The organism is Nocardia sp. NPDC005825 (assembly GCF_040630175.1).
Taxonomy (GTDB): Bacteria; Actinomycetota; Actinomycetes; order Mycobacteriales; family Mycobacteriaceae; genus Nocardia.
In genome coordinates, this window is sequence record NZ_JBEXXC010000008.1 from 321157 (window position 1) to 346825 (window position 25669).

25 protein-coding genes and 1 tRNA gene are annotated in these 25669 nt (G+C 69.3%); 13 read left to right on the plus strand and 13 right to left on the minus strand.

Translation table 11 applies throughout. The features are described 5' to 3' along the window. Window positions 1-8 precede the first annotated feature (8 nt). The 6 genes from ABZ382_RS23080 (at window position 9) to ABZ382_RS23105 (ending at window position 7554) form a co-directional block, all read left to right on the plus strand. Window positions 9-920 (plus strand): hypothetical protein, encoded by a 912-nt coding sequence (locus ABZ382_RS23080; protein ID WP_357092133.1) that lies wholly within the window; start codon window positions 9-11, stop codon window positions 918-920. After that, window positions 917-2737, plus strand: coding sequence for a fatty acid CoA ligase family protein (locus ABZ382_RS23085; RefSeq protein WP_357092136.1), 1821 nt, complete (start codon window positions 917-919; stop codon window positions 2735-2737). The genes ABZ382_RS23080 and ABZ382_RS23085 overlap by 4 nt, the downstream gene beginning before the upstream one ends. Further along, a complete protein-coding gene (locus tag ABZ382_RS23090; protein ID WP_357092139.1) occupies window positions 2734-3003 on the plus strand; it encodes a hypothetical protein in 270 nt (89 codons plus the stop codon). The genes ABZ382_RS23085 and ABZ382_RS23090 overlap by 4 nt, the downstream gene beginning before the upstream one ends. Then, window positions 3000-4040, plus strand: coding sequence for an NAD-dependent epimerase/dehydratase family protein (locus ABZ382_RS23095; RefSeq protein ID WP_357092142.1), 1041 nt, complete (start codon window positions 3000-3002; stop codon window positions 4038-4040). The genes ABZ382_RS23090 and ABZ382_RS23095 overlap by 4 nt, the downstream gene beginning before the upstream one ends. 29 nt (window positions 4041-4069) lie before the next feature. Further along, window positions 4070-5254: a peptide synthetase gene (locus ABZ382_RS23100; protein ID WP_357092144.1), complete on the plus strand. Its 1185-nt coding sequence runs from the start codon at window positions 4070-4072 to the stop codon at window positions 5252-5254. 131 nt (window positions 5255-5385) lie between these two features. Continuing rightward, complete coding sequence (locus tag ABZ382_RS23105) at window positions 5386-7554, plus strand: MMPL family transporter (RefSeq protein WP_357092391.1); 2169 nt, start codon at window positions 5386-5388, stop codon at window positions 7552-7554. Here ABZ382_RS23105 and ABZ382_RS23110 read toward each other — a convergent pair. Next, window positions 7455-8687, minus strand: a complete 1233-nt coding sequence (locus ABZ382_RS23110) for a cytochrome P450 (protein ID WP_357092147.1) — start codon at window positions 8685-8687, stop codon at window positions 7455-7457. The genes ABZ382_RS23105 and ABZ382_RS23110 overlap by 100 nt on opposite strands. A 112-nt stretch (window positions 8688-8799) precedes the next feature. Next, window positions 8800-9636 carry a 16S rRNA (cytidine(1402)-2'-O)-methyltransferase gene (rsmI, locus tag ABZ382_RS23115; RefSeq protein ID WP_357092394.1) on the minus strand — a complete coding sequence of 279 codons (837 nt, stop codon included), beginning with the start codon at window positions 9634-9636 and terminating at the stop codon, window positions 8800-8802. Between the two features lie 226 nt (window positions 9637-9862). Here rsmI and ABZ382_RS23120 point away from each other — a divergent pair, with 226 nt between their 5' ends. Then, a complete protein-coding gene (locus tag ABZ382_RS23120) occupies window positions 9863-11470 on the plus strand; it encodes a phospholipid carrier-dependent glycosyltransferase (protein WP_357092150.1) in 1608 nt (535 codons plus the stop codon). Window positions 11471-11498: 28 nt separating this feature from the next. Here ABZ382_RS23120 and ABZ382_RS23125 read toward each other — a convergent pair whose 3' ends face one another. After that, complete coding sequence (locus tag ABZ382_RS23125; protein WP_357092153.1) at window positions 11499-11873, minus strand: GntR family transcriptional regulator; 375 nt, start codon at window positions 11871-11873, stop codon at window positions 11499-11501. A 7-nt stretch (window positions 11874-11880) separates the two neighbouring features. After that, complete coding sequence (gene arcA, locus ABZ382_RS23130; protein ID WP_357092156.1) at window positions 11881-13107, minus strand: arginine deiminase; 1227 nt, start codon at window positions 13105-13107, stop codon at window positions 11881-11883. Between the two features lie 126 nt (window positions 13108-13233). On the opposite strand from arcA, the gene soxR reads away from it, so the two are divergent. After that, complete coding sequence (gene soxR / locus ABZ382_RS23135; protein WP_357092159.1) at window positions 13234-13743, plus strand: redox-sensitive transcriptional activator SoxR; 510 nt, start codon at window positions 13234-13236, stop codon at window positions 13741-13743. 9 nt (window positions 13744-13752) lie between these two features. Here the strand turns inward: soxR and ABZ382_RS23140 are convergent, their stop codons facing one another. From ABZ382_RS23140 to ABZ382_RS23170, 7 genes are all read right to left on the minus strand, one after another. Beyond that, window positions 13753-14637: an SDR family oxidoreductase gene (locus tag ABZ382_RS23140; protein ID WP_357092162.1), complete on the minus strand. Its 885-nt coding sequence runs from the start codon at window positions 14635-14637 to the stop codon at window positions 13753-13755. Window positions 14638-14766: 129 nt separating this feature from the next. Continuing rightward, window positions 14767-16641 (minus strand): EAL domain-containing protein, encoded by a 1875-nt coding sequence (locus ABZ382_RS23145; protein ID WP_357092165.1) that lies wholly within the window; start codon window positions 16639-16641, stop codon window positions 14767-14769. Window positions 16642-16658: 17 nt separating this feature from the next. After that, on the minus strand, window positions 16659-18797 hold the full coding sequence (locus tag ABZ382_RS23150) for an Rv1355c family protein (protein WP_357092397.1): 2139 nt from the start codon (window positions 18795-18797) through the stop codon (window positions 16659-16661). A 9-nt stretch (window positions 18798-18806) separates the two neighbouring features. After that, window positions 18807-19559 (minus strand): hypothetical protein, encoded by a 753-nt coding sequence (locus tag ABZ382_RS23155; RefSeq protein ID WP_357092167.1) that lies wholly within the window; start codon window positions 19557-19559, stop codon window positions 18807-18809. A 236-nt stretch (window positions 19560-19795) separates the two neighbouring features. Next, window positions 19796-20230, minus strand: a complete 435-nt coding sequence (locus tag ABZ382_RS23160) for an effector binding domain-containing protein (RefSeq protein ID WP_357092170.1) — start codon at window positions 20228-20230, stop codon at window positions 19796-19798. Further along, complete coding sequence (locus ABZ382_RS23165) at window positions 20227-20670, minus strand: GyrI-like domain-containing protein (protein ID WP_213559389.1); 444 nt, start codon at window positions 20668-20670, stop codon at window positions 20227-20229. Before ABZ382_RS23165 ends, ABZ382_RS23160 begins: the two co-directional genes overlap by 4 nt. 105 nt (window positions 20671-20775) lie before the next feature. Then, a complete protein-coding gene (locus tag ABZ382_RS23170) occupies window positions 20776-21450 on the minus strand; it encodes a trimeric intracellular cation channel family protein (RefSeq protein ID WP_357092174.1) in 675 nt (224 codons plus the stop codon). Window positions 21451-21550: 100 nt separating this feature from the next. Between ABZ382_RS23170 and ABZ382_RS23175 the strand changes: the two genes are divergently transcribed. Next, window positions 21551-22279 (plus strand): uracil-DNA glycosylase, encoded by a 729-nt coding sequence (locus tag ABZ382_RS23175; RefSeq protein ID WP_357092177.1) that lies wholly within the window; start codon window positions 21551-21553, stop codon window positions 22277-22279. Window positions 22280-22432: 153 nt separating this feature from the next. Further along, the gene (locus tag ABZ382_RS23180; RefSeq protein ID WP_357092400.1) at window positions 22433-22993 is read left to right on the plus strand and encodes a TetR/AcrR family transcriptional regulator; all 561 of its coding nucleotides are present in this window, start codon (window positions 22433-22435) and stop codon (window positions 22991-22993) included. Here the strand turns inward: ABZ382_RS23180 and ABZ382_RS23185 are convergent. Continuing rightward, window positions 22975-23205, minus strand: a complete 231-nt coding sequence (locus ABZ382_RS23185; protein ID WP_357092180.1) for a hypothetical protein — start codon at window positions 23203-23205, stop codon at window positions 22975-22977. The two genes, ABZ382_RS23180 and ABZ382_RS23185, sit on opposite strands and share 19 nt — an antisense overlap. Window positions 23206-23504: 299 nt before the next feature. On the opposite strand from ABZ382_RS23185, the gene ABZ382_RS23190 reads away from it, so the two are divergent. Both ABZ382_RS23190 and ABZ382_RS23195 read left to right on the plus strand, forming a co-directional pair. Further along, window positions 23505-23577: transfer RNA gene (locus ABZ382_RS23190), tRNA-Ala, on the plus strand. A 212-nt stretch (window positions 23578-23789) separates the two neighbouring features. Further along, complete coding sequence (locus ABZ382_RS23195) at window positions 23790-24152, plus strand: hypothetical protein (RefSeq protein ID WP_357092182.1); 363 nt, start codon at window positions 23790-23792, stop codon at window positions 24150-24152. A 52-nt stretch (window positions 24153-24204) separates the two neighbouring features. Here the strand turns inward: ABZ382_RS23195 and ABZ382_RS23200 are convergent, their stop codons facing one another. Continuing rightward, on the minus strand, window positions 24205-24597 hold the full coding sequence (locus ABZ382_RS23200) for a nuclear transport factor 2 family protein (protein WP_357092185.1): 393 nt from the start codon (window positions 24595-24597) through the stop codon (window positions 24205-24207). 88 nt (window positions 24598-24685) lie between these two features. Between ABZ382_RS23200 and sigJ the strand changes: the two genes are divergently transcribed. Beyond that, a complete protein-coding gene (gene sigJ, locus ABZ382_RS23205) occupies window positions 24686-25528 on the plus strand; it encodes an RNA polymerase sigma factor SigJ (RefSeq protein ID WP_357092188.1) in 843 nt (280 codons plus the stop codon). Window positions 25529-25669 lie beyond the last annotated feature (141 nt).

The following is a 25669-nucleotide window of genomic DNA, read 5'->3' on the forward strand; positions in this document are numbered from 1 at the left end:
GTACCGCCATGGGTGTGCGCATCAAATCCACCGGAATCGCCCGGGACACCGACACTTTCAGCATCGTGGAGCTCAGCGGCCGGGCCGCGCGCCGGGCCATGGAGAGCGCCGGGGTGGAGCCCGGGCAGGTCGGGGTGATGATCAACGCGGGCATCTTCCGCGACAGCAATACCGTCGAACCCGCCGTCTCGGCGCTGATCCAGAAGGCCGCGGGCATCGGCCTGGACTACGTGAAGGAGGACCCGCGGTCCTTCTCCTTCGACCTGATGAACGCGGGAACCAGCGCCCTCAATGCCGTGCAGGTGGCGCAGGCGGTGCTGGCGACCGGCACCGCCGAGCACGTGCTCATCGTCTCCGGTGACACCCATCCGTCGATGACCCGCGCGGCCGCCGACGACGAATTCCCCTATGCCACCGCCGGCGCCGCGCTGCTGCTGGAGCAGAGCGACGAGCCCGAGGGCTTCGGCCGGGTGTACACCCGGGCCGCCGCGGGCACCCCGGGCCTGGAGTCGTACGTGGACACCGAGACCATGGGCGACCGCGGCCGCGGCCTGATGACGGTGGACCGTGAGCCGGACTACCTGGACCGGCTGCTCGCGGTCGCCGCCGACGCCGCCCGCGCCGCCCTCTCGGGCGGCGACGCGGAGGAGACCACCACCGCCCTGATCGCCGCCACCCCGAGCGACGACTTCCCGGCCCGCCTGGCCGAGGAGCTGGGCATCGCCCCGGACGCGGTGTTCCTCCCGGACCTGTCCCAGGGCGACCCGCACACCGCGTCGCTGTCGCTGGCGTATCACGCTGCCGCCCAGGCGGAATCGTTGACCGGGTACCGCGATGTGCTGTTCGTGGCGGCGGGCGCGGGCCCGTCGGCGGCCGCCGTCGTCTACCGTCTGCCCGCCGTGGTCGGGGCCGCGGCGTGACCACCGCGACCTATTGGCAGGCCATCGACCGCTTCCGCGCGGTGGTGGCCGCCGATCCGGACCGTGAGGCGGTGATCTACCCCGCGGGGAAGACCGCCTCCGGCCTGCCGGACTACCGCCATCTCACCTACCGCGAGCTCGACGAGTGGTCCGACACCATCGGCCTGCACCTGGCCTCAGCCGGGGTGGGCCGCGGCACCCGCACCATCGTGCTGGTGCTGCCCAGCCCGGAGCTGTACGCGATCATGCTGGGGCTGTTGAAGATCGGCGCCATCCCGGTCGTGATCGACCCGGGCATGGGTGTGCGCAAGATGCTCAACTGCTTGCGCGCGGCGAACGCGGAGGCGTTCATCGGCATCCCGCAGGCGCACGCGGCGCGGGTGCTGTTCGCCAAATACTTCCGCGAGGTGCGGGTGACGCTGACCGTGGGCCCGCGCTGGTTCTGGGGCGGGCCGACCCTGCGCAGCTGGGACGCCCCGGCGACGGCGAGCCGCTTCGGCACCCGGTTCCGCACCGACGCCGCCGGTCCGGTCGGCGCGAAAATGGCGGCGCGACTGGAGGAGCTGCTCGCCTCGGTCGCCGACTCCCGGCGGCCGTCCGGTGAGCACCGGGCCCCCTTCGACGCCTTCACCCTGCGCGAGCGGGTCCCCGCACCCGCCGACGAGGTGCTGCTCATCGCCTACACGACCGGGTCGACCGGTCCCGCCAAGGCCGTGGAGATGACGCACGGCAATCTCAGCGCCATGGTCGAGCAGGTGCACGCCGCCCGCGGCCGGGTGGAGCCGGGCACCTCGCTGATCACGCTGCCGCTGGTCGGCATTCTCGACATGCTCCTCGGATCCCGCTGTGTCCTGCCGCCCTTGGTGCCCAGCAAGGTCGGTTCCACCGATCCCGCGCACGTGGTGGACGCGATCAACCGGTTCGGGGTGAAGACCATGTTCGCCTCCCCCGCCGTGCTGATCCCGCTGCTGCGGCACCTGGAGACGCACCGCACGCCGGTGCCGACGCTGCACAGCATCTTCTCCGGCGGCGCGCCCGTCCCGGACACCTGCATCGCCGGGTTGCGCCGGGTGCTGGCCGCGGACGCGGAGGTGTACGCCGGGTACGGCTCCACCGAGGCGCTGCCCATGTCCACCATCGAATCCCGGGAGCTGCTGGCCGGTCCGGCCGATCGCGCCCGTCTCGGCGAGGGCACCTGCGTGGGCCGTCCCGCCGAAGGAGTGCGCGCGCGGCTGGTCGCCATCACCGACGACCCGATCCCGACCTGGGCGCACGCGCAGGCCCGCGAGACCGAGCTGGCCGCCACCCGCGGCATCGGCGAACTGGTGGTGGCCGGGCCGAACGTGAGCACCCGCTACTACTGGCCGGAGTCGGCGAACGCGGCGGGCAAGATCCAGGACGGCGAGACGGTGTGGCATCGCACCGGCGACCTGGCCCGCATCGACGGCGAGGGCCGGATCTGGTTCTGCGGACGCAAGAGTCAGCGGCTGCAGACCGCCGCCGGACCCATGTTCTCGGTGCAGGTGGAGCAGGTCTTCAACGCCGTGCCCGGCGTGGCCCGGACCGCGCTGGTCGGCGTGGGCGAGCGGGGCGCGCAGCGGCCGGTGCTGTGCGTCGAGACCGCACCGGGCGCGGATCCCGCGGCCGTCCTGGCCGGGCTGCGGGCTCGGTCGGCCGAATTCACGGTCACCGCGGGGGTTTCCACGTTCCTGTTCCACCCCAAGTTCCCGGTCGACATCCGACACAATGCCAAGATCGGCCGCGAGCAGCTCGCGGTCTGGGCGGCGGAGCGGCTCGGAAAGGACGAACGACGATGAAGGTGCTGGTACTACGCGCGATCCCGGTGCTCGGCTGGCTGTATCTCGCCGTGGGCGTGCTGCTCGCGGCGGGTGATCGCGCCCCGCGGAACCGGCTGCTGCGCTCGATCTTCTGGATCGACGCGTTCCTGAGTGTCGTGGTGCACGCGGCCCAGATCCCGGCCGCCCTGCGCGCCACCGCGGACAGCGGGCACTCGCCGGTCAAGACGGCGGCCATGACGCAGATCTTCGGGATCACCTGGTGGAAGACACAGGAGGCGGCGTGAAGGCACTGGTGACAGGCGCTTCCGGATTCCTGGGCGGGGCGCTGGTGCGCCGCCTGGTCCGCGACGGCGACTACGAGGTGGCCATTCTGGCCCGGCCGACCAGCAATCTGCGCGATCTGTCGGAGGTGCTGGATCGGGTGGAGGTCGTCACCGGCGACCTGACCGATCAGGGGTCCCTGGATCGTGCCACCAAGGGCGTGGACGTGGTCTTCCACAGCGCCGCCCGGGTGGACGATCGCGGCACCCGCGACCAGTTCGTCGCCGAGAACGTCACGGCCACCGAGAATCTGCTGCGGGCGGCGAAGCGCAATGGCGCTTCCCGGTTCGTGTTCGTGTCCAGCCCGAGCGCGCTCATGGACCGCGACGGCGGCGATCAGGTCGACATCGACGAATCGGTGCCGTACCCGAGCCGCTACCTGAACCACTACTCCGAGACCAAGGCCGCGGCCGAACGCCTGGTCCTGGCCTCGAATACGGACGGGTTCAGCACGTGCGCGCTGCGGCCGCGCGCCATCTGGGGCGCGGGCGACCGGTCCGGGCCGATCGTGCGGCTGCTGGGCCGGGCGGGTGAAGGCTCGCTGCCGGACCTGTCCTACGGCAGGCAGGTGTACGCCTCGCTGTGCCACGTGGACAATATCGCCGAGGCCTGCGTGCTGGCCGCGCGCAGTGAGAACGCCGGCGGCAAGGCGTATTTCATCGCCGACGCCGAACGCACCGACGTGTGGGGCTTCCTCGGCGAGGTGGCCACCGGGCTCGGCTACCCGAAGCCGACCCGGCAGCCGAATCCGAAGGTCCTCGCCGCGATCGTGGCCGCCATCGAAACCGTCTGGCGCCTACCGTTCGTCGCCACCCGGTGGTCGCCGCCGCTGTCCCGGTACGTGGTCGCGCTGATGACCCGCACCGCGACCTACGACACCTCCGCCGCCGCCCGCGACCTCGGCTACCGGCCGATCGTGGATCGCGAGACCGGCCTCGCCGGCTTCCTGACCTGGCTCGAAAGCCAGGGCGGCGCGGTGGCATTGAACGCGCAGATCTAACGCCCGAGACGATCCAGGCAGGTAGGCCCATGTTCCGTCGTCCCATCTCCCCCACCGAACTCATCTACTTCCCGATGCGGGATCTGGCTCCGCCGTTCCTGATGCAGCTGGTGGTGGAGGGCACGGGCAGCATCGACCCGGAGACGCTGCGGCGCGCGGTCGCCACCGCCGCCGCCGCGAACCCGGGCGCGCGCCTGGTGCGCGAGGGCCGCCACTGGGTGGACAGCGGACGCGCGCCCGGCGTGCGCGTCGTCGAGCACGAGCTGCGATACCCGGCGCTGGAAGCGGATCCGGTGCTGACCAGCCCGATCGGGCCGACCCCGGACGCCACCGTGGAGGTGCTGCTGCTCACCGGCACGACCACCGCCCTGGTCTTCCGGGTGTTCCACGGCGTCATGGACGGCATGGGCATGGTCATGTGGACCACCGACGTGCTGCGGGCGCTGCGCGGTGAGGAGCCGGTGGGCGCGGCCGACCCGATCGCCGACGCCGAACTGGTGAAGCGGATCGGCGCGCCGGGGCGGCCCACCCTCATGCTGCCGCGCTTCCGGTCGGCGACCGGGCACGGCCGCCAGGAGCGGGGCGAGCACCGGCACCTGTTGCGCACCAGGACCATTCACGCGACCGGGCCGGGCACGCTGATGCGGGTGGCGGCCATGCTGGCCGATGAGGGCGGGCCGGTCTCGCGCATCATGATCCCCGTCGACATCCGGCGCCACGACCCGGAGCTGCGGTCCACCGCGAATCTCGCGCTGCCGCTGTTCCTGGACGCGCGGCCGGGCATGGACTGGCGGCAGCTCAACGAGATCAAGCGCGCGGGGCTCGCGGAGAACCGCGAACTGAACCAGATGGACAACGGCGGACTGAAGTACCTGCCGCAGGCCGCCGGACGCGGACTGCTGCGCGTCCTCAACGCCCTGGGCTCGCGGACCGGCCTGAACCTGGCCTCCGCCACCGTCTCCCACATGGGCCGCTACGACCTGGACGCCCTCGCCGTCCCCGGTTTCGCGCCCACCGCCATCAAGGTGATGCCCCAGCACAGCGTCGCCATGCCGCTGCTCGTCGGCATGACCGAATGCGGCGGCCGCACCGAGCTCACCGTCTCCGCGCGCAGCGGCCGCGGCGTGCCCGAGCGCCTGGACGCGCTGCTGGACCGCATCGTCCGGACGCTGGAAACCGAACTGGCTCCGGAGAATTCGGCCTCGACCCACTAGCACGCCCGGCTCGTGCACTACCGAACGGAGCGCCCATGACCGCCATCGACAGTTCCGGCGCGGCCGATTCCACCGAGGCCGCACCCGATTCCGCCGACGGTCCCCAGGATGAGGGTGCATCCGGCGGTCTGGTGGCCGCGTGGGCGCGGGTGGTGGTGGCGCGACCGAAGACCGTGCTGGTGGTGGCGGTGTTGTTCGCACTGGCCTGCGGGGCGTTCGCGACCGGACTGCAGCAGCGGGTGAGCTCGGCGGGATTCGTGGTGCCGCACAGTGAATCCACGGAGGTGGACGCCTGGGTGACCGAGCGGCTGGGGCCGCAGAATCCGGATGTCATCGCCGTGTACACCGCACCCGACGGGCAGTCGCTGGCGGATATCGGGCCGCGGGTGACGGCGGCGATCGCGTCCATCGACCCGGCTCTGTTGCGGCGTCCGGTCGAAAGCTATTGGAGCAGTGCGCGATCGCAGTATCTGCGGTCGGCGGACGGGCGGCAGGCGGTCGCCGTGGTGTTCTCGGCGGGCGACGACAACCATCGGGTGGCGGAGTATCCGAAAGTCGCTGCCGCGCTGCGGGTCGACGGGCTCGACACGAAGCTGACCGGGTACAGCGCCCTCGCCGACACGATCAGCACGCAATCACGGGACGATCTGGTACTGGCCGAATCCATTTCGATCCCCGTGACCGCCTTGGTGCTGGTCCTGGTGTTCGGCGGGGTGGTGGCCGCTTCGCTGCCGGTGGCGATCGGCACCCTGGCGGTGATCGGCGCGCTGGGCGCGGTCGGGCTGATCGCGCGGCTCACCGAGGTCAGCGTGTTCGCCATGAACGTGGTGTCGCTGCTGGGGCTCGGATTGGCCATCGACTACGGGCTTTTCATCGTCGGACGGTTCCGGGAGGAACTCGCGCGCGGAGCCACCGTGGAGACGGCGGTGACGCGCACGCTGGGCACGGCCGGACGCACGGTGCTGTTCTCGGCGCTGCTGCTCATGTGCGCGTTCGCGGGGACGTTCGTCTTCCCGCTGGCGGTGCTGCGTTCGCTCGGGATCGGGGCCATCGCGGCGGTGGGGCTGGCCGCCGCGCTGTCGGTGACCGCGCTGCCCGCCATGCTGGCGCTGATCGGTCCGCGGATCGGGAAATGGAGCTGGCGCTCGGACACCTTCGATCGTTCCGAGGCTCGGGCGCAACGGTTCTGGGGTGGCGTCGTCACCGCGGTCATGAAGCGGCCGGGCGTGATCGCCCTCGCCGTCGGCGCGATCCTGCTGGCGCTGGCCGCGCCGCTGACCGGTGTCCGGCTCGGCGACATCGACCACACCGCCCTGCCCGCCGGCAATGAAACCCGGGTCGCCGTCGAGGAATTGACGGCGCACTTCCCCGCCGCCAACAGCGGGGCCACCATCCTGGTTCGCGAAACCGGCGGCGGCACACCGACGCAGGCCGCGGTCAGCCGGGCGCTGCGGGAGATCGGCGGCGTGCCCGGGGTCCGGCAGGCGCTGGCCCTCGACACCCGCGACGACACCGTCATCGTGCACGCCGCGCTCGCCGCCCCGGACCGCTCACCGCGCGCCCAGGACATCGTGCGCGACCTGCGGGCCCTGCACCCGGACGGACTCGAACTGCGTGTCGGCGGCGAGAGCGCCACCACGGTCGACAGCATCGCGGCGGTGCTCGACCGGCTCCCGCTCATGATCGCGGTCATGGTGGCGGTCACCCTGCTCATGCTGGCGCTGGCATTCCGCTCGATCGTATTGCCGCTCAAGGCCGTCCTCATGGCCTTCCTCAGCCTGGCCGCCACCTTCGGCGTACTCACCTGGATCTTCGATCAGGGACATCTGGCAGGTGCGCTGCACGTCAGCGTCGGCCCGCTCTCGGCGGGGATGATGGTCCTCATCATCGCGGTCGTGTTCGGGCTCTCCACCGACTACGAGGTCTTCCTGCTGTCGCGCATGGTGGAAGCGCACGACGCCGGCGCGGACACCGAGACCTCGGTGCGCGTCGGGACCGTGCGGACCGCGCGCGTGATCACCGCCGCGGCGACCCTGCTCGTGCTCATCACCGGCGCGTTCACGCTGTCGCCGCTCACGCCCATGCGGTTCCTCGGCCTCGGCATGGTGATCGCGCTGATCATCGACGCCACCCTGGTCCGCATGCTGCTGGTCCCGGCGCTGGTGAAACTGATGGGTCCCGCCAACTGGTGGACCCCGGGTCAGGGACGGAGGCGGACCGGCAGCGCGGTGAGTCCGCGCACGATCAGCGACTTGCGCCAGGACAATTCGGCGTCGGCGGCGAGCACCAAGTCCGGATAGGCGGCGAGCAGGCGGGTCAGCGCGACCCCGCCCTCCATGCGCGCCAGCGGAGCGCCGACGCACCGGTGGATGCCGTAGCCGAAGGCGAGATGGTTCTTGTCGGCGCGGTCCAGGTCGATCCGGTGCGGGTCGTCGAAGCGGGACGGGTCACGGTCGGCGGCGGCCATGGACACCAGAACCCTGTGGCCGACAGGGATTTCGATATCGCCGACGGTCACCGGGGCCGTCGTGTAGCGGAACGTGCCCTCGCTGGCCGGGGATTCGAAGCGGAGCACTTCTTCCACGAAATCCCCCATCCGGCCCGGGTCGGCGGCCAGCGCGGCTCGGATTCCATTGTCGGTCAACAGGATCGCGACCGCGTTGGAGATCAGGTTGACGGTGGTCTCGAAACCCGCGATCAACAGCAGGAACACCATGCTGATCAGCTCGCGGTGGGACAGCCGGTCGCCGTCCTCGCTCGCCGAGATCAGTTCGGACAGCAGGTCATCGGCGGGCGCTTCCTGCTTGGCGCGGATCAATCCGTCGATGTAGCCGAGGAACTGGCCGACGGCGGCGCCACGCGCCTCGGGGGTCTCGTCATTGGAGACCAGGGTGGTGGACCAGGCGCGGAAGCTGTCGCGGTCCTCGATGGGCACACCCAGCAGCTCGCAGATCACCAGCATGGGCAGCGGGAACGCGTAGCGGTCCAGCAGATCCTGCTCGGCCGCCGCGTCCTCGGCCAGCCCGGCCAGCAGGCCATCGGCCAATTCGGTGATGCGCGGGGCCAATTCGCGCACCGCGCGGCCGCTGAACGCACGATTCACCAGCGCACGCAGTCGAGTGTGCTCCGGCGGGTCGTAGAACAGCATCATGTCGCCGAACATGGCCGCGCCCCCGGCATCACCGCCGAGCGCGGCCTGCGCGCCCGGCGATTTCAGTGCCTTGCTGACAGCCGGATCCAGGAAGACAGCCTTCGCCGCCTCGTAATCGGTGACCAGCCAACCGGTTCCACCGTCCGGGAAGCGGACGAAATGCGCGGCGCCACGCCCGCGCAACAGGTCGTACGCGTCGTGCGGCCGCTGATAGAAATCGTCGCTCAAATCGAACGGTTCCAGCACCAATTCATTTGCCGGAGCGGCCGTCTCATGCACCATGATCGGGCACTGTAACAGCGGCCGCGGGACCCGGCGCGACATCGGCCGACCCCCTTCAGTGGGCACACTGGCCAGACAATCCGGGCGCGGGCGAGTGCGAGATCCGCGACCGTTATTCGGCGGAACGGGCCGCGAGCACGGCGTCGTACAGCTCCCGGCGCGACGCCCCCGTGGCGGCGGACACCTCCGCGCACGCGTCCTTCAACCGCAGCCCCGACTCGATCAGGGCTTCGACCTGGCCGACCAGATCGGCGGGCTCGGCCGAAACGGGCTGTGCGCCTTCGAGAACCACGGTGATCTCACCACGAGCGCCCTCCACGGCCCACGCCGCCAGCTCCGCCAGCGTGCCGCGCACGACCTCCTCGTAGGTCTTGGTCAGCTCCCGGCAGACCGCGGCGCGCCGCGTCGGGCCGAGCACCTCGACCGCGTCGGCCAGGCAGTCGGCCAGCCGATGCGGGGCCTCGAAGAACACCACCGCCCGGGCTTCCGAGGTCAAGGTGCGCAGCCACTCCTTGCGCTGCCCGGACTTGCGGGGCGGGAATCCGTCGAAACAGAAGCGTTCGACGGGCAGTCCGGACAAGGCCAGCGCGGTCGTCACCGCCGACGGACCCGGCAGACAGGTGATCGGCAGACCGTGCTCCACGCACGCCGACACCATCCGATAACCGGGATCGCTCACCGACGGCATGCCCGCGTCGGTGACCAGCAGCACCGTCTTCCCGGACCGGATCTCCTCGAGCAGCATCGGGATGCGCGCGGTCTCCACATGGTCGTAGAAGCTCACCACCCGGCCGGAGATCTCGACGTCGAGGGCCTTGGCGAGCGACCGCGTCCGCCGCGTGTCCTCCGCGGCCACGATGTCCGCCGACGACAGCCCGTCCCGCAACCGCTGTGACGCGTCGCCGATATCCCCCATCGGTGTCGCCGCCAGGACCAGCCGACCGAGCACACCGGGCTCGCCGCTCATTCCATTCCGCCTCTCCGCGCCCGCAGCGCACGGCTGAGTGCCGTTCGCGGTCTGCACGCGGACCGTCGCGTCGGTGCCGACTCGATCCGGAACGTGCCGAACCGAACCTACCGGCGCGGGCGCGCGACCGAGTGCCGGGGGCACGGCCGAACCCGCGGCGGCTCACCGGAGGGCGACTCGGACGGCGCGACCGCTTACGATCGACGGCGTGACCCAGGTAACCGACGTGCGACCGTCAGCGGTTCAGGCGGAGACGGCGGCGCTGTCGAGTCCCGCTCCGCTGGTGCCCTCACCCGATTTCGGGCCCACGGACTGGGCGCGGGGCTGGGTGGTCACGCTGTTCCTCACCGCGATCGCCGGCATCACCCGGTTCCTGCTGCTGAACTATCCGACCGACCTGCACACACCGGTCTTCGACGAGAAGCACTACGCGCCGCAAGGGTGGCAGGTGCTCACCAACGGCGGCGTCGAGGACAACCCCGGCTACGGGCTGGTGGTGCACCCGCCGGTCGGCAAGCAGATGATCGCGCTCGGCGAGGCGATCTTCGGATACGGGCCGTGGGGCTGGCGGTTCATGGCCGCCGTCTCCGGAACCCTGCTGGTGCTGCTGGTGATCCGCATCGTGCGGCGGATGACGCGATCCACCCTGATCGGCGCGTTCGCCGGCATCCTGCTGATCTGCGACGGACTCACCTTCGTGTCCTCCCGCATCGGCATGCTCGACATCTTCCAGGCGCTGTTCGTCACCGCGGCCTTCGGCTGCCTGGTGGTGGACCGCGACGACATCCGCACCCGCATCGCGCTGGTCTCCGCCCAAGGACGCATCGACGACACCGAATACGGGCCGCGCTTCGGCGTGCGCTGGTGGCGGTTCGGCGCGGGCCTCATGCTCGGCCTGGCCTGCGGCACCAAATGGTCCGGCGCGTACTGGATCGTCGGATTCGCGGCGCTGTCACTGGCGTTCGACCTGTCCGCACGGCGCGGGTATCGGGTGAAGAAGCCGTGGGAGGGCGTCGCCCGACGCGACCTCGGGCCCACGATCTACGCGCTGATGGTCGTGCCGGTGTTCGTCTACCTCATGTCCTTCTGGGGCTGGTTCGCCGCCGAGACCAGCTACGACCGGTACGCGGTCGGCTCCAAGGTCGGTCGCGGCGGGGACTTCTCGTGGGTGCCGAGCGCGTTGCGCGGGCTCTGGTACTACGGCGGCGAGGTTCTGAACTTCCACAAGGAGCTCACCAACTCGGCGGGCAATCACCATCCGTGGGAATCCAAGCCGTGGACCTGGCCCATGGGCCTGCGGCCGATGCTCTACTACTACGCCGACACCAATGTGAGCGGCTGCGGGCAGGCCGCCTGCGTCAAGGCCGTCATGGCGATCGGCACGCCCGCCCTGTGGTGGTTGGCCTTCCCCATGCTGGGCTGGGCGCTGTGGCGCAGCATCGTGCGGCGCGACTGGCGCTACGCCGCCGTCCTGGTCGGCTACGGCGCGGGGATCCTGCCCTGGTTCCTGGACCTGGACCGGCAGATGTACTTCTTCTACGCGGTGCCGCTGGCCCCGTTCCTGGCCATGGGCGTGGCGCTGGCGCTCGGCGACATCCTCGGGCACGCGCCGCCCAGCGGACGGCGGCTCTCGGGCGCGCCGGGCTGGCAGATGTTCACCCCGCCCAGCGAACGACAGGGGCTGGGGCTGCTGCTGGTGTGCCTGTACCTGGCGCTGGTCATCGCCAACTTCATCTGGCTGTGGCCGATCCTGACCGGCATGCCGATCACACCCGGCAACTGGCACGACCACCTGTGGCTGCCCAGCTGGAGGTAGGACCGGCGTCAGGTCGCGGGGCCGAGGATCAAGGCGTGGTTTCGGTTTCGCCCAAGGCCGCGTGCAGGTAGCGCTCGGCGGCCTCGTCGTCCAGGCCCAATCGCCTGATCACCGCCACGTACTCGGTGGCCGCGCGGCCCGCCAGGTCGCGGGTCGGGTCACCCGAGGACGCGATGAAAGAGCCCAGCCGCCCGCGGGTTTCGAGCATGCCGTCCTGCTCCAGCTCGCGGTAGGCGCGCGCCACCGTATTGGGGGCCAGTTTCAGCGTCGCCGCCAGCGCCCGGACCGTGGGAATCTTGGTGCCGGCGGCGAGCTCACCGGAGCGCACCCGGGCGATGATGCCCTGGCGCAGTTGCTCATACGGCGGGACTGTCGAGTGGTGGTCGACCGGGATGTCCAGCATGGCTTCATCACACCTCGTCACGCGACAACGGGCAGGACAGGCAGCGCGGACCGCCACGGCCGGAACCCAGCTCGGAGCCGGGGATGCGCAGCACCTCGATTCCGGCGTCTTCGAGCCGCGCATTGGTGTTCTCGTTGCGTTCGTAGGCCACCACCACGCCGGGGGCCAGGGCCAGGGTGTTGTTGCCGTCGTCCCACTGCTCCCGTTCGGCGGTGACGCCGTCCAGGCCGGTGTCGACCACCCGCAGCTTGCCGATGCCCATGGCCTCGGCCGCCACCCGCAGGAAGGGGTCGGGGCCGGAGATGCTCACGCCACCCTCCTCCCTGCGAATAGTGAAGGCGCACAACTCGTCCTGGATCGCCGGATACATGACCACCGCGTCGACGTCGACCATGGTGCAGACCGTGTCGAGATGCATGGTCGCACGGGTCTGGGCGATCGGCACGACGAGCACGGTGTGGGCCAGATCATCCTCGAAGAGACTGCGCGCCAACGCTTCCGCGCCCGCGGCGGAGGTCCGTTCACCCACCCCGACCGCCACCACGCCCGGGGACAACAGCAGCACGTCGCCGCCCTCGATGGGGGCGGTATGCGATTCGTAGGCCCGGCGCACACCCAGGAAACGGGGGTGGAAGGCGTAAATCAGGTCGGTGAGCGAGGTTTCGCGGGCCCGGGCGGGCAGCGCCAGCGAGGTGATCGCCACGCGCGGGCCGATCCAGAACGACGAGTCCCGGGTGAACAGCAGGTTCGGCAGCGGATCGATGACGAAATCGTGGCCGTGATGCATGCGGCGCACCAGCGAGGTGGCGTCCTGAGCGAACGGCAGCTCGTCGAATGTCATGCCGGACATGAGGATCTGCGCCAGCTCCGGGGCGGGCACCCGGCGCAGGTGGGCGGCCAGCTCGTCGGCCAGCACGTGACCGAGCCGGCGGGCGTCCACGGCCCCGGAAATGCCCTGGATCCGGGCGGCGCCGCTGCCCTGGATGGTCTCGGTGAGCACATCGGCCAGCAGCAGCACCTCGACCCCTCGGCCGCGCAGCACGTCGGCGAAGATGTCGTGCTCCTGCTGGGCGCGCTCCACCCAGGGAATGGCGTCGAACAACAGCTGATCGTTGTTGCGCGGGGTGAGCCTGCGCAGCTCGTCGCCCGGGCGGTGCAACAGCACCGTGCGCAGTGCGCCGACCTCCGAGGTCACGGAAAACGGTCGCGCCGTGGGTGCGGCCTTTGTTCCCATGACACGACGGTAGTTGCCCGCGGCACGGATGGCATGCAATTCGCACCCGGGAAAACCTCGAGTCGCCCCGGTGAATCCTCCGGTCGCCGGGTCGCCACGGCCGGAAACCTGGAGTAATGTTCAGGAATGCAGACCGCGTCGTGGCAGGCGAAGGAGCTGACCCCCGGTCAGCTCGCCCAGCGAGCCGGAGTTTCGGTGTCCGCCTTGCACTTCTACGAACGAGAAGGGCTGATCAGCGCCCGCCGGACCAGCGGCAACCAGCGCCGCTACTCCCGCGAGACCCTGCGCCGGGTCGCCTTCATCCGCATCTCCCAGCGGGTCGGCATTCCGCTCGCCGAGATCCGCCACGCCCTCGACAACCTCCCCGACGGGCGCAATCCCAGCCGCCGCGACTGGGAGACCCTGTCCACCGCATGGCGCGCCGACCTCGACGACCGGATCGAACAGCTGGTGCGGCTGCGCGACAACCTCACCGGATGCATCGGCTGCGGATGCCTGTCGCTGGGCGTGTGCAAGATCTTCAACGCCCACGACCACCTGGGCGACGAGGGCCCGGGCGCACGGGTGCTCGACACGCACGCGGCCGAGAACTGCACCAAACCCGGAGTCTGCGAGCCGACCGCCGACCCCGCCTGACCCTGTCGTTCAGTCCGTCGCGCCCGCCCGCGGCCGATCGGCGACCCGCTCCCGCGGCAGGAACGTGGTGAACAGGTCGTTGGCGCGGTGCATGACGAACTCGTACGGCCAGGCGAACTTGCGGGCCCACCAGTAGCCGAAGCGGATGTCGAACTGGGTGTGGATCAGGTAGGTGCCCTTCTCCACGCCGCGCAGGATCGTCTGGGCCACCTCGTCCGGGGACTTGGCGTGGCGGCGGAAGCGCTTGATCCAGGCCTGGATTCGCGGGTCGTCGCGGTCGACGCCGACGATGTCCACGGTCTGCACCAGCGGGGTGTCGACCGCGCCCGGCACCACCAGGTGGACATTGATGTCGTGGCGGGCCAGATCGAAGCGCAGCACCTCCGAGACGCCGCGCAGACCGAACTTGCTGGCGCTGTACGCGGCGTGCCATGGCAGCGCGAGCAGACCGGCCGCGGAGGACACGTTGACCAGCGCCCCGCCCCGCCCGGCCTCGACCATGGGCGGCACGAAGTTCTCGATCACGTGGATGGGACCCATGAGGTTCACATCCACCATGCGCTTCCAGTGCTTGTGCTCGAGGTTCTCGACGGTGCCCCAGGTGGAGACGCCCGCGATGTTCATCACCACGTCGAGCGAGCCGAGCTGCTCGTGCACCTTCTCCGCGAAGGCGGTGACGGCCTCGTAGTCGCTGATGTCGAGGGCGGTGGCGACCTCCACGGTGCCGCCGCCGGAACGGATGGATTCGACGGTGGCGTCCAGCCCCTCGACGTTCACGTCGGTGAGCACCAATCGGGCGCCCTTGCGGGCCGCCGCCAGCGCCGTGGCCCGGCCGATGCCGCTCGCCGCGCCGGTAATCAAAGTCTTCTTGCCGCTCAGGCCACGATCACGCACGCCGATCCATCCCTTACTTCGACAGCCCTGTCAGAACCGCACGCTACATCACGAACAATAGTGTTCGCGAGTCGGACGAGTACCGGTTTCGCCCCGATTTTCCGGGGGTTCGGATTATTTCCGGGCAGGTCAGGACGGTCCGGGCAGGACCGACCGGCTGGTACCGGGCAGATCCAGATCCAGCGCGATCCGGCCCGCCGCCAGATGCTCCTCGACCTCCTCGGCCGGCATCGGCCGCGCGATCAGGAAGCCCTGCGCCCGGTAACAACCCAGCGCCACCAGCGTGCGCGCCGCCACCGTGGTCTCCACCCCCTCGCCGACCACGCCGAGACCGAACGAACCCGCAAGCCCCACAATCGATTTCACGATCGCCAGATCGTCCGCGCTGGCGCCCAGCCGCTGCACGAACCCGCGGTCGATCTTCACCGCGTCCACCGGCAGCGCCTTCAGATGCGACAGCGACGAATACCCCGTTCCGAAGTCGTCGATCGCGATCTGCACGCCCATCCGCTTGAGCCCGCGCAATGTCACCTGTGTGCGCGCGAGATCCTGCACCACAACGTGTTCGGTGATCTCCAGGCACACCGACGACCCGTCGATCCCGTACCGCCGCAGAATCCCCTCCATGGTCTCCACGAAGTCCAGCGAAACCAGCTGCACCGGAGACACATTGATCCGGATCACCACATTCGACGCCAGACCCCGCCGCCGCCACAACGCGAACTGCTCACTGGCCGTGCGGATCACCCACCGCCCCAGCTCCCCCGCCAGATTCGTGGCCTCCGCGACCCCGACGAACGCCCCCGGCGGCAACAAACCCCTGGTCGGATGCTGCCACCGCACCAAAGCCTCCAGCGCGACAACCCGCCCGGTCCGCAGATCCACCTCGGGCTGATAGTGCAGCACCAGAGACCCGTCCGACACCGCACTGCGCAGATTCAGCTCGACATCGTCCTGCAACTCGAACTGCGCCCGCATGGCATCGGTGAAGACAGCCACGCCATTTCCACCGCTCGACTTCGCCGACAACAGGGCATGATCGGCCCGCCGCAGCACGTCGGAAACCGTCGTCTCCCCTGGAATCCCCAGCGCCACACCCACACTCGCCCCGCGACTGACAGTCTCCTCTCCGACCGTCACACGCCGCCCGATCAGCTGCTGAATCCGAGCCGCCTCCACCCCGGCCGACTCCGCGTCCATCGGCTTCGCGGGCACGATCACGAACTCGTCGCCACCGAGGCGGGCGATCATGTCGGCGGGGTCGAGGTTCTCGCGCAACCGGGTCGAGAGCGAGCGGATGAAATTGTCGCCCGCGGTGTGTCCGAGGAAGTCGTTGAGCGCCTTGAGCCGGTCCAAATCCAGGAAGAAGGTCGCCACCGGGCCGGCATTACCGGCCCGCAGCCGGTCCTCCATGTGCTCGAGCAGCGCGCGCCGGTTCACCAGACCGGTCAGATCGTCGTGCATGGCGATATAGCGGAGCCGTTCCTCCGCCACGACGCGGGCCTGCAACTGGGCGAACAGGGCGGCGATCGCCTTGAGCACATTGAGCTCGCGCGTGCTCCACTCGCGATCGCCCTCTTTCACGAAGCCCAGCACACCGGTCGGCTCGCCGCGCGAGACCAGCGGCACCGCCGCCACCGACACCGCCGCGACACCGGTCGACTGGCGAATCGTCTGCTGGTAGTCGTCATATTGCGGGCCAGGCCGCACCACCATCGGCTCGATGGCGTGCTCCAGGGCCGAGAAGACCGAATCGGAGCTGTCGAAGTAGGTGACCTGCAGCGGATCGGGGTCCGGCACCACCGGCCGCGGCGGCCATTCCGCGATCAGGATCGAGGCCCGCCGCTCCCGGTCGGTATGCCGCAGAAAGCTGGTATCGACATCGAAATGCTCGATCAGCCAGGACAGCACGCGCTCGCTGGCCGCCACCATGGTGGTGGCATCGACCCCCATCAACTCCGAGGCGACCTGGGTCACCAGTGAGTCGAGTGTCCGCCGAGGCACCTTGTCTCCGATCGCGTTCAGCTGTGGGCGTGCGCGCCCGGTATCGGCAGCCGCCTGCTACGAACCGAAGCTCTCGGCGCGTGACTCAAGCGAAGCACCAATGCCACCGTTTCTTGTTCAGGCACTCCCAACAGGTCCAGGAAGCTGCCCTGGAGTGAGGTCAGTGTATCGGCGAACCCCGGGGAAACCGCGTACAGTTCTGCGGACTGTCGAGCGAACAGGAACACCGGGGACACCGGCTGCACCGCCAGTCCGCGCCGTTCCGCCTCGATCCACACGCGTTGCAGCACCTCACCGGCCCGGGCGTAGGCGATCAGATCCGACGTCTCGGGGGCCGGAGTCGGGAAGGTCACCACCGCGATCGCCGCGCTCGCGAGCACGCGGTCCGAGGTGTATGCCCCGAGCCCTGTCCCCGCCGACCACTCGCGCAGCAGCCCGACGACGTCGGGCCGCCCGCCGACCTCGAACGCGATGTTCTCGTCGGGCCCCAACTCCATGCTCCGCAGGTCCAGACCGGTAAGCAGGTCGTCCGCTGGTCCGCGCAATTCCGCCAGCATCTCCTCGTGGATCCGCGGCGTCAGGAATCGCGCGCGGTCCGAACTCCCGAGGAGGTCAGCGGCGGACTCGATACCAGCCCGGGCTGTGACATAACGCAGCCCGCCACCGGCCGCGGCCGCCACCTCGGCCAGCGCGGACATGATCGCGGGATCGGCGGACTCCGATACCCCGGGCTTCCTATTGGTGTGCCGGATGGCCAAGGCGGCATAGTCGCGGGCCAGGACCGAATCGGTTGAATCGCCCAGACGCAGCGTCGCGGTCAGGACACCGGGGCCGTCCGCGCGGAGTTCGCTATCACCGAGCACACCGTGGTGTGCCGCGGCCACACGCGCGTTGTACAACGCCGCGCCGACTGCCAGCGCACTGCCGCGGAATCCGATGTCGATGGCCGAACTCCGGCCCGGATCCAAGGCGATCGTCACGATCCCGGCATCGGCGCCGAGCGTCCAGGGCTGGGCATTGCCGCCCGAAGGGGCGAGTTGGGCGTAATGGAGCACCACCGCGGCCACCTCGGCCGGAACCGGCTCGGGCGCCGGATCCGGCGGCCACACCGGGTGTCCGGCCGGAACAGGTTCGGCGATTTCGTCGAGCTGCCTTCCCACGTCGACCCGGGTACGGCCCGAGGGCAGTTTCACACCGAGCCCGATACGCCGGACGGCCGCCGCCACCGTAGCGCCGCCCAGCTGCACGTCACCCGCCAATTGCGGCCAGCTGGCCAGGGTTTCGCCGATCTCCACCATGCTGGCGGCGGTTCGGTCGGACAGCCCCGCGGCGTCCAGGATGCGAATGACGAACGGCGCCTTCTCCTTCGGCGACAGGCCGCGGAGTTGCGCCGCGCCGAAGTCGCCGAGCACGCCGTGGAAGGGGCGGCGATCCGGTTCCAGGTCGAAGCGCTCCACATCGAGCAGGCCGCGGTCGCTGGTCTCCATCAGCAGCGGCAGCCGGTGCCGCCGCGCGGCCTCACGGACGGCGAGTTTGACGTCCAGGGAATCGCACTCCTCGACGACGATCGACAGACCGTCGAGAAAGGCGTCCATATTGTCGTCGTGGACACCCTCCGCGAATACCTCGACCGGGAGGTAGGGGTCGAGTTCTGCGATACGCCGGGCCGCGACCACGGCCTTGTTGACGCCGAGATCGAACAGGCCGCCCGGCAGGCGATTCAGATTGGTGAGCTCGACGGCGTCGAAGTCGGCCAGCCTCAGACGCCCGCAGATGCCCTCCATGGCCAGGGTGTAGGCGATGGTGTGCCCGACGCTCTGTCCGACGATTCCAATTGTCTGCTGCGCCAGAATTTCCTGTTCGACGCGAGTGATCTTGTTTCGATTGCGATCCAATCGAACCGCTCGCATGATTTCCGCGCCCGGCAGCGCAATCACAGCGCTACGCCACGGATAATAGACCCAGCGATCAGCTTCCGGGCCTTCCGACAATTCCGGCGGTGACGGCAAATGGGCGAATTCGCCACGCAGTAGATCGCGCAAATCGGTGAATTCGATTCGATTATCGGCTCGGAGTTCCGAAATCCGCACGGCATCAGCCGGATCGGATTCATCCAACAGTAGCGGCCGGTACGCCCCGGTCGCGGATTCCTCGATGCTCATTCGTCAGGCCGACCCCTCGACCGGCCCTCGCTGGGCCGGGAAGATCGGTGGGAACCGGGCTAATTCCTCGTGCTCGACGTCAATCAGTTCACGCTGATTCACGTCGGCGAGGGAGCGGTAGCCCTTCATGTCCCACCAGAGCGACACCGTCCGGTACCGCTCGTCGGGGTACGGCGCCGAGGGGATCCACCAGGCCGGTTTACCTCCGCTGACCGCCCACTGCGGCGCCACATCGCGGTCTGCGGTCAGAAACCCGTAGCGCACGCCCATCAGGTTCGTGGCGTGCACGATGCAACGGGCGACGGCCTCGCGGACCGCTCTCCGATGTTCGGCATCGTGGGCCACCCAGCCCGCCTTCAGTTCCACCACACCGCCCCCGGATCGATCGGCGATCATCCTCCGCAGCGCGTGTTCACCACGCTGACCTCGCCATTCGGTCGCCACAGCGTGGGACTCGTCGGCGTGGGAGTACGGACCTTGAACCCGCAGACCACCGACCACGCGCCCACTCTCGTCGACTCCGGCGATGAACATCGCGGTCGACCTCCCATTGATCACCCGGTCGTACTCGAGGGCCACTTCCACGTCGTAACGACGGTAGGCCGCCAGTGCGCCGTCCATGAATCCCTGCCACAGAGCACCGTCAGCCTGAGGGGTGCCCACGACGAAGACGTGGCCGGACCGCGAGTCCCGAAAGCGCATCTGGCCCGCATCGGAGCCTTCCGCCGGGACGGCCGCGAGTGCTTCGACAGCCATACTGTTCCTACTCCGTTGCTTACTCCCGAGTGCCATCGGACACGGTTGTGTTTCCACCGCGCTCGGCGTTGGCACCTAGGGGAGTATCCGTCAGGGCGCAGAAATTGTCCAGGCGTCCGGCAAATCCTCCGAAACCCGAATGTGCGTAAAGAAATCCACCCAGGTCAAACCATTGCTATCAGTCATGAAAACTGTCGACAAGACCGGTTGGTTCTCAATCAGTTAATATTTGGCTATCACACCAGGATGGAGATGAAGAGCTCCAGTTCGGCCGGGCCGTGCCAGATCTCGATCTCCTCGCGGTAGGCGCGGGTGATCTCGGCGGAGGCGGTGGCGTCGTCGACCTGGGCCCAGACGTCCTCGGCCGGGTCGTGGTAGTCGCCGTTGGGGCTGAAGCGGGCGTAGACGCCCTTGGGGACGCGAATGAGGATGTCGCCGGTGGGGGCGTCGTCGGGGCCGGGGTATTCGTAGGAGACCAGGACGTTGTAGTTGCCGGCGGGGTCGGGGACGTAGACCGTGGCCAGGGGGCGCTGGGTGGCGTCGCGGTCACGCAGGCGGTCGCGCAGGAACTCGATGAGCTCGCTGTTGGAGACCTTGAAGCTGGGGCGCACCCGGGGAACCACCAGGCCGCCGTACACACCGCCGGGGCGGACCACGATCGAATAGGTCATGACGGCTCGACCGCCAGGTACAGATCGATCTTGTAGGCGTGCGGGTAGGTCTCGAAATCACCGGTGTGAATGCGCTTGATCTGGTTGTGCTCCTCGGCGTAGGCGATCTGCGTCCACAGGTCGGTCATCACCTGCGGGAAATTGCCGATCGAGGAGAAACGGGCGTAGGTGCCGCGCGGCAGGCGGGCCACCAGATGGCCACGGGTCACCTCGTCGAGGGAGGAGCACTGGTAGCCGACGATCTGGGTGTTGTAGGTGCCCAGCTCGGCCGCGTAGTCGGTGTAGGCGGAGGCCAGCGGGCCGCCCAGATCCTGGTGCAGGACCGCGGCCCAGGCCACCTCGAGGTCGTGATCACGCAGTTCACCGAGGGCGCGTTTGGGACTGCGCACCGGTAAACCGGCGACCCAGGTCTCGTCCCGCTCGACGATCTCGAACTGCATTGGAAGGAACTCTCTCGAGGTGTGATTCACAGCCGGTCGGCCAAGCCTTCGCCATGCTATCAATCGCCGGGGACCGTGCCGGGAGACACGACAGCGGCGCTCGTCTCACCGGGCGGTGGGGTCGTCCTCGCGACGGCGGTGCGGGCGGGCCATGGGCGCGTGCCAGTGCCGTTTCAGCGCGATCAGGCGCAGGGTGACGGCGCCCGCACCTGCCAAACCGCCTGTCCAGTAGGTGTATTGGCCGTAGTGCAGCAGGGTCGCCGTCACCGCGGATCCGAGCAGAGCGGGGACGGCATAGAGTTCTCCGTCACTCAGCACGCTCGGTGTGACCCCGGCCAGCACATCGCGGATCACACCGCCGCCGACCGCGGTCACCAGGCCGAGCGCGGCCGCCGAGGTGGCTGACATGCCGTGCTGGAATGCGGTGACCGTCCCGGTCACACAGAAGATGCCGAGGCCGATCGCGTCGGCCACGTACAGCGGGGTGCGGACCAGGCGGACCGGCGGATGCCAGAAGAAGATGAGCACCGCCGCGAGCAGCGCGGTCCCGGCGTACGAGATGTCGACGAAGGCCAGCGGCGGGGTGCGGCCGATCACCAGATCCCGGATGACGCCGCCGCCGGTCGCGGTGGCCACCGCCAGCGCTGCGATGCCGATCACATCGAAGCGGCGGCGCACCGCGAGCAGCGCGCCCGACACTCCGAATGCGAACACTCCCATCAGGTTTCCCGCGCTCTGCGCCGCGTCGGCGGCGGTGCCGAGTTCGACGAGATCACTCATTGCACGCCCGGTTCCCTTCCTGGGTCGCTAACTCTCGGCTAACGGCGCTCAGTATGCCCGGTCCGCCGTGCCGACGCCCAGCCGCACGGTACGGGCCGGAATGTGGTTGAGTCGCCTGGTGTGCCGCACAATTGCCCAGCTCGATGCGGAACTGACCGCCTGTCGCGCCTGCCCGCGACTGGTGGCCTGGCGCGAACAGGTCGCCCGCGAGAAACGGGCCGCGTTCAGTGACGAGAATTACTGGGGCAAGCCGGTTCCCGGGCTCGGTCCGGCCGATGCCCGGCTGCTGCTGGTGGGGCTGGCGCCCGCGGCGCACGGCGGCAATCGCACCGGCCGCATGTTCACCGGTGACCGCAGCGGCGATGTGCTCATCGCGGCCATGCACGCGGTCGGCCTGACCAATCAGCCGACCAGTGTCTCCGCCGACGACGGCCTGCGTTTGCTGGGAACTCGCGTGACCGCGCCGGTGCACTGCGCGCCGCCCGACAACAAGCCCACGCCGCTGGAACGCGATACCTGCCGCCGCTGGCTCACCACCGAATTGACGCTGCTCGCGCCGACCTTGCGCGCGATCGTGGTCCTCGGCGGCTGGGGCTGGCAGGCGCTGCTGCCCGCGCTGTCCGAATCCGGCTGGGCGGTGCCCAAACCCAAGCCGCGGTTCGGGCACGGCGCGCATGTCGAGCTGGACGGCGTGGCTCCCGGCCGGTCCCCGATCCACCTGTTCGGCGCCTATCACCCGTCCCAGCAGAACACCTTCACCGGCCGGCTCACCCCCGCGATGCTGGAGCAGGTGTTGCGGGATGCCGCCCGCGCCGCGGGTCTGCACTGAGCCGCCGACGGCGTCACGGTCGCCGGTCCAGTACGGCGGACCGGCTAGGATACGGTCGTGAGCAGGGCCGATGACGAATCCGGGCAGGGCAGCGCGACCGTCCGGGGTGGCGGGAACGGCGTCCGGCCGCGGCGGGCCGAGACCCGGCAGCGGCTGCTGGACGCGGCGTTCGAGGCGTTCGCCGAGGAGGGTTTCGGCCGGTGCTCGGTCGAGCAGGTGTGCGAGCGGGCCGGGTTCACCCGAGGCGCGTTCTACTCGAACTTCACCTCACTGGAGGAGCTGTTCCTCGCCATGTGGGAGCAGCGGTCGGCGCTGATGCTGGCCGAGGCCGCGGCGGTGCTGGACGCGCCCGGCTCGGTGGCGAACGATCCGCGGCGCGCGGTGGAACAGGTCCTCACCGCGGTTCCGGTGGACGACAAGTGGTTTCGGATCACCTCGGAGTTCACCGCGCACGCGCTGCGCAATCCCGATCTGCGGCAGGTGATGGTGGCGCGCGAGGAGGCGATCGCCGCGGCACTCACCCCCGTGGTCGTGGCGCTCATGCGACGCAATGGCCGGCGAGTGCCCGATCCGGCCGCACTGGGCCGCGCGCTGGTGGCCGTCCACGACGGCACCCTGGCCCAGTGCCTGCTGGAGCCGGACAACCCCGCGGTCCGCGAGTACCGGATCGACCTGTTCCTACGAGTCCTCGACTCCTACAGCGAACCGGCCTGACCGTTGACCCGAAATTCGGGCCGATCGCGGCCTATAGCGCGCAGTATGTCGAACGCCCGCCCGCAGTATTCCTGTACGCGTCGAACGAATTCCGCTCCCGCGCCCAACCCGAGCACATGATCAATGCTCATATCAGCATGAATCAACACCGCCCCGTATTCGAAATTCCGTTCGCCGGACAGGAATTCATCCCACAATCCAGCAACCGCCACCCGCCCACCCCCGGCAACCACGGAATCACCTGCGCCAGAACCACCTCCACCCCGCCGCGAATTCCACCGCACACCCTCACCAAGCCCTCCGCCGCCACCCGAGCCGCCTCCACCCCCAAACCGCACCCGCCCACCCCTGGCCAACGCCCCCCGCGCAGCCCCTCGCACCCCTCCCCCACCCCGGAACGCCCGCCCATACCCACACCACCACCCCAAGAAACCCCTCCTAACCAGCCGATTCGCCGACTCCCCACCCCACCTGCTAATGTTCTCCGAGCGCGGATCGGAAGATCTGGCGCGGGGCTATAGCGCAGTTGGTAGCGCGTCTCGTTCGCATCGAGAAGGTCAGGGGTTCGATTCCCCTTAGCTCCACAAAGCAAAGAGCCGCAGGTCATCGACCTGCGGCTCTTTTGCGTATGCGGCGATGCGTGGATCCGGAAGGTGACCTCCGAAACGAAACTGGGCATCTGCCCGATACGCTTCGGAACGTCCGCCCGCTGTTTGCGGACGTTTGGTTCCTCGAGTTGGGTAGCCCGATCGGGAGTCGGCTCCTGGCTCTTCATGCGACAGAACCGAGGGGATTCATGGGCAAGTCATTGGGTATCGCCGCGACGGTTGCGGCCATGAGTGTTTCGGGTTTGGGGTTCGTGGCGGTTGCCGGGTCGGGTAGCGCGCAGGCCGCGCCGCAGGACTGCACCGTGACGAAGGGGGTGTTCGACGCGTCCGCGGTCTGCGGGCCGGATGGCGGCGCCAACTATGTGCTGCATCTCGACTGTGTCGGCCTCTACGCCAGCGGGCCGTTCCCGCTGTATGCCGTCGGGGCCTACAAGGTGCTGAGCTATCCCTTCACACCGTCCGGTCAAACCATCTCGGCAGGTTGTACCGGTATGGGTCCCGGCGTGTTCGCGCTGGCGACAAATGCCTACGTCGAGATCTACAACCCTTAGGTCCGCAGGAAAGGCCCAGTCCGACAGGACCGGGCCTTTTTCGTGCAGCGGGTCAGAACATTCCGTGGGGGTGCGGTATGGGGGAAGGGACCGGTTGGACGACGTCCCAGTGTTCGGCGATGCGGCCGTTGTGGACTCGGAGGATATCGACGACGGCGGTTTCGGGGAGATGGGGGGACGTGAGGCGGGTGTGGACAGCTACCAGGGTGTCGTCGGCGATCACGCGGTGGACTTGTTGGGTGGCGGTGGCGAGGGCTTGGCCGGCAGGGGTGGCGAAGAAGTCGATGAAGGCTTGGCGGGCCGTGGTGGCGGGGTCGTGGGGGACCCGGGGGTTGTGGGAGACGAAGTCGTCGGCGAGGAGGGCGAAGGCGGCGGGGAGGTCTCCGGTGGCGAAGTGGTGGAGGAGTTCGAGGACCGCGGCGCGGCTGGATTCGGTGGTGGTCATGGTGGTGAGACGGATGGCGGAGGGGCCGCGTCACACGGGGATTCGTGGTTTCGTGTGACGAATCGAGGGGTTGGGACGTCGATAGGGCATGGACGTGGAGTTCGTGGATGTGCGGGCGGAGCTGTTCGGGGCGGCGTATCGGATGCTCGGCAGTCGGGCCGATGCGGAGGATGTGGTGCAGGAGGCCTGGCTGCGGTGGGATCGGGCGGATAGGGCGGGGGTCGAGGAGCCGCGGGCCTATCTGTTCCGGATGGTGAGCAGGCTGGCGATCGATCAGATGCGGAAGGTCACTGCGCGGCGGGAGAGCTATGTCGGGCCTTGGCTGCCGGACCCGCTGCTGACCGGGCCGGAGGTGGATTCGGAACTGGCGGAGTCGGTTTCGATGGCGCTGCTGGTGGTGTTGGAGTCACTGGATCCGGTGGAGCGGGCGGTGTTCGTGCTGCACGAGGCCTTCGGGTTCGAGCATGCGGAGATCGCGGGGATGATCGGCCGGACGGAGCGGGCGACACGGCAATTGGGTTATCGCGCACGGCGATACGTCGAGGCGCGGCGGCCGCGGCACCGGCCCTCGCTCGGGGAGCATCGGGAGGTGACGGAGCGGTTCCTCGCCGCGGCGCTCGGCGGCGATCTCACGGTGCTCACCCAGCTCCTGGCCCCGGATGTGGTGTTCTGGGCCGACGCCGACGGCACCGCGGAGACACCACGCGAGCCGATCCGCGGCATGCTCCCGGTCGCCGGCTACCTGTGCTCGGTCACCTGGGCCTGGCCGACCGACCTCACAGTGCGTCCCGCCCTCGTCAATGCGGGTCCGGGAGCGATCATCACATCCGATGGCAGACCGGCCATGGCCGTCTCCCTCGATATCGCGGGCGACCGCATCCACACGGTCCGATTCATCCTCAACAGCGTCAAGCTCGCCCACCTCGGCTGACGACGGACCGAAGGTGTACGTCGCTGCTAGGGTGGTCCCGTGCTCATCGAGGAAGTCGACAGAATCTAGCCGCCCGGTCGAAGGCGGCGCTTTCTCACCCACCTGTCGCTCGGCCCCACGGGCCGAGCGTTCCTGGCCTTC

Coding starts and splice junctions, on each gene's coding strand:
- ABZ382_RS23080 (WP_357092133.1), top strand. CDS start 9: ATGGGTGTGCGCATCAAATCCACCGGAATCGCCCGGGACACCGACACT.
- ABZ382_RS23090 (WP_357092139.1), top strand. CDS start 2,734: ATGAAGGTGCTGGTACTACGCGCGATCCCGGTGCTCGGCTGGCTGTAT.
- ABZ382_RS23100 (WP_357092144.1), top strand. CDS start 4,070: ATGTTCCGTCGTCCCATCTCCCCCACCGAACTCATCTACTTCCCGATG.
- ABZ382_RS23110 (WP_357092147.1), bottom strand. CDS start 8,687: ATGGTGCATGAGACGGCCGCTCCGGCAAATGAATTGGTGCTGGAACCG.
- ABZ382_RS23125 (WP_357092153.1), bottom strand. CDS start 11,873: ATGCTGGACATCCCGGTCGACCACCACTCGACAGTCCCGCCGTATGAG.
- arcA (WP_357092156.1), bottom strand. CDS start 13,107: ATGGGAACAAAGGCCGCACCCACGGCGCGACCGTTTTCCGTGACCTCG.
- soxR (WP_357092159.1), top strand. CDS start 13,234: ATGCAGACCGCGTCGTGGCAGGCGAAGGAGCTGACCCCCGGTCAGCTC.
- ABZ382_RS23155 (WP_357092167.1), bottom strand. CDS start 19,559: ATGGCTGTCGAAGCACTCGCGGCCGTCCCGGCGGAAGGCTCCGATGCG.
- ABZ382_RS23160 (WP_357092170.1), bottom strand. CDS start 20,230: ATGACCTATTCGATCGTGGTCCGCCCCGGCGGTGTGTACGGCGGCCTG.
- ABZ382_RS23165 (WP_213559389.1), bottom strand. CDS start 20,670: ATGCAGTTCGAGATCGTCGAGCGGGACGAGACCTGGGTCGCCGGTTTA.
- ABZ382_RS23170 (WP_357092174.1), bottom strand. CDS start 21,450: ATGAGTGATCTCGTCGAACTCGGCACCGCCGCCGACGCGGCGCAGAGC.
- ABZ382_RS23175 (WP_357092177.1), top strand. CDS start 21,551: ATGTGGTTGAGTCGCCTGGTGTGCCGCACAATTGCCCAGCTCGATGCG.
- ABZ382_RS23195 (WP_357092182.1), top strand. CDS start 23,790: ATGGGCAAGTCATTGGGTATCGCCGCGACGGTTGCGGCCATGAGTGTT.
- ABZ382_RS23200 (WP_357092185.1), bottom strand. CDS start 24,597: ATGACCACCACCGAATCCAGCCGCGCCGCGGTCCTCGAACTCCTCCAC.
- sigJ (WP_357092188.1), top strand. CDS start 24,686: ATGGACGTGGAGTTCGTGGATGTGCGGGCGGAGCTGTTCGGGGCGGCG.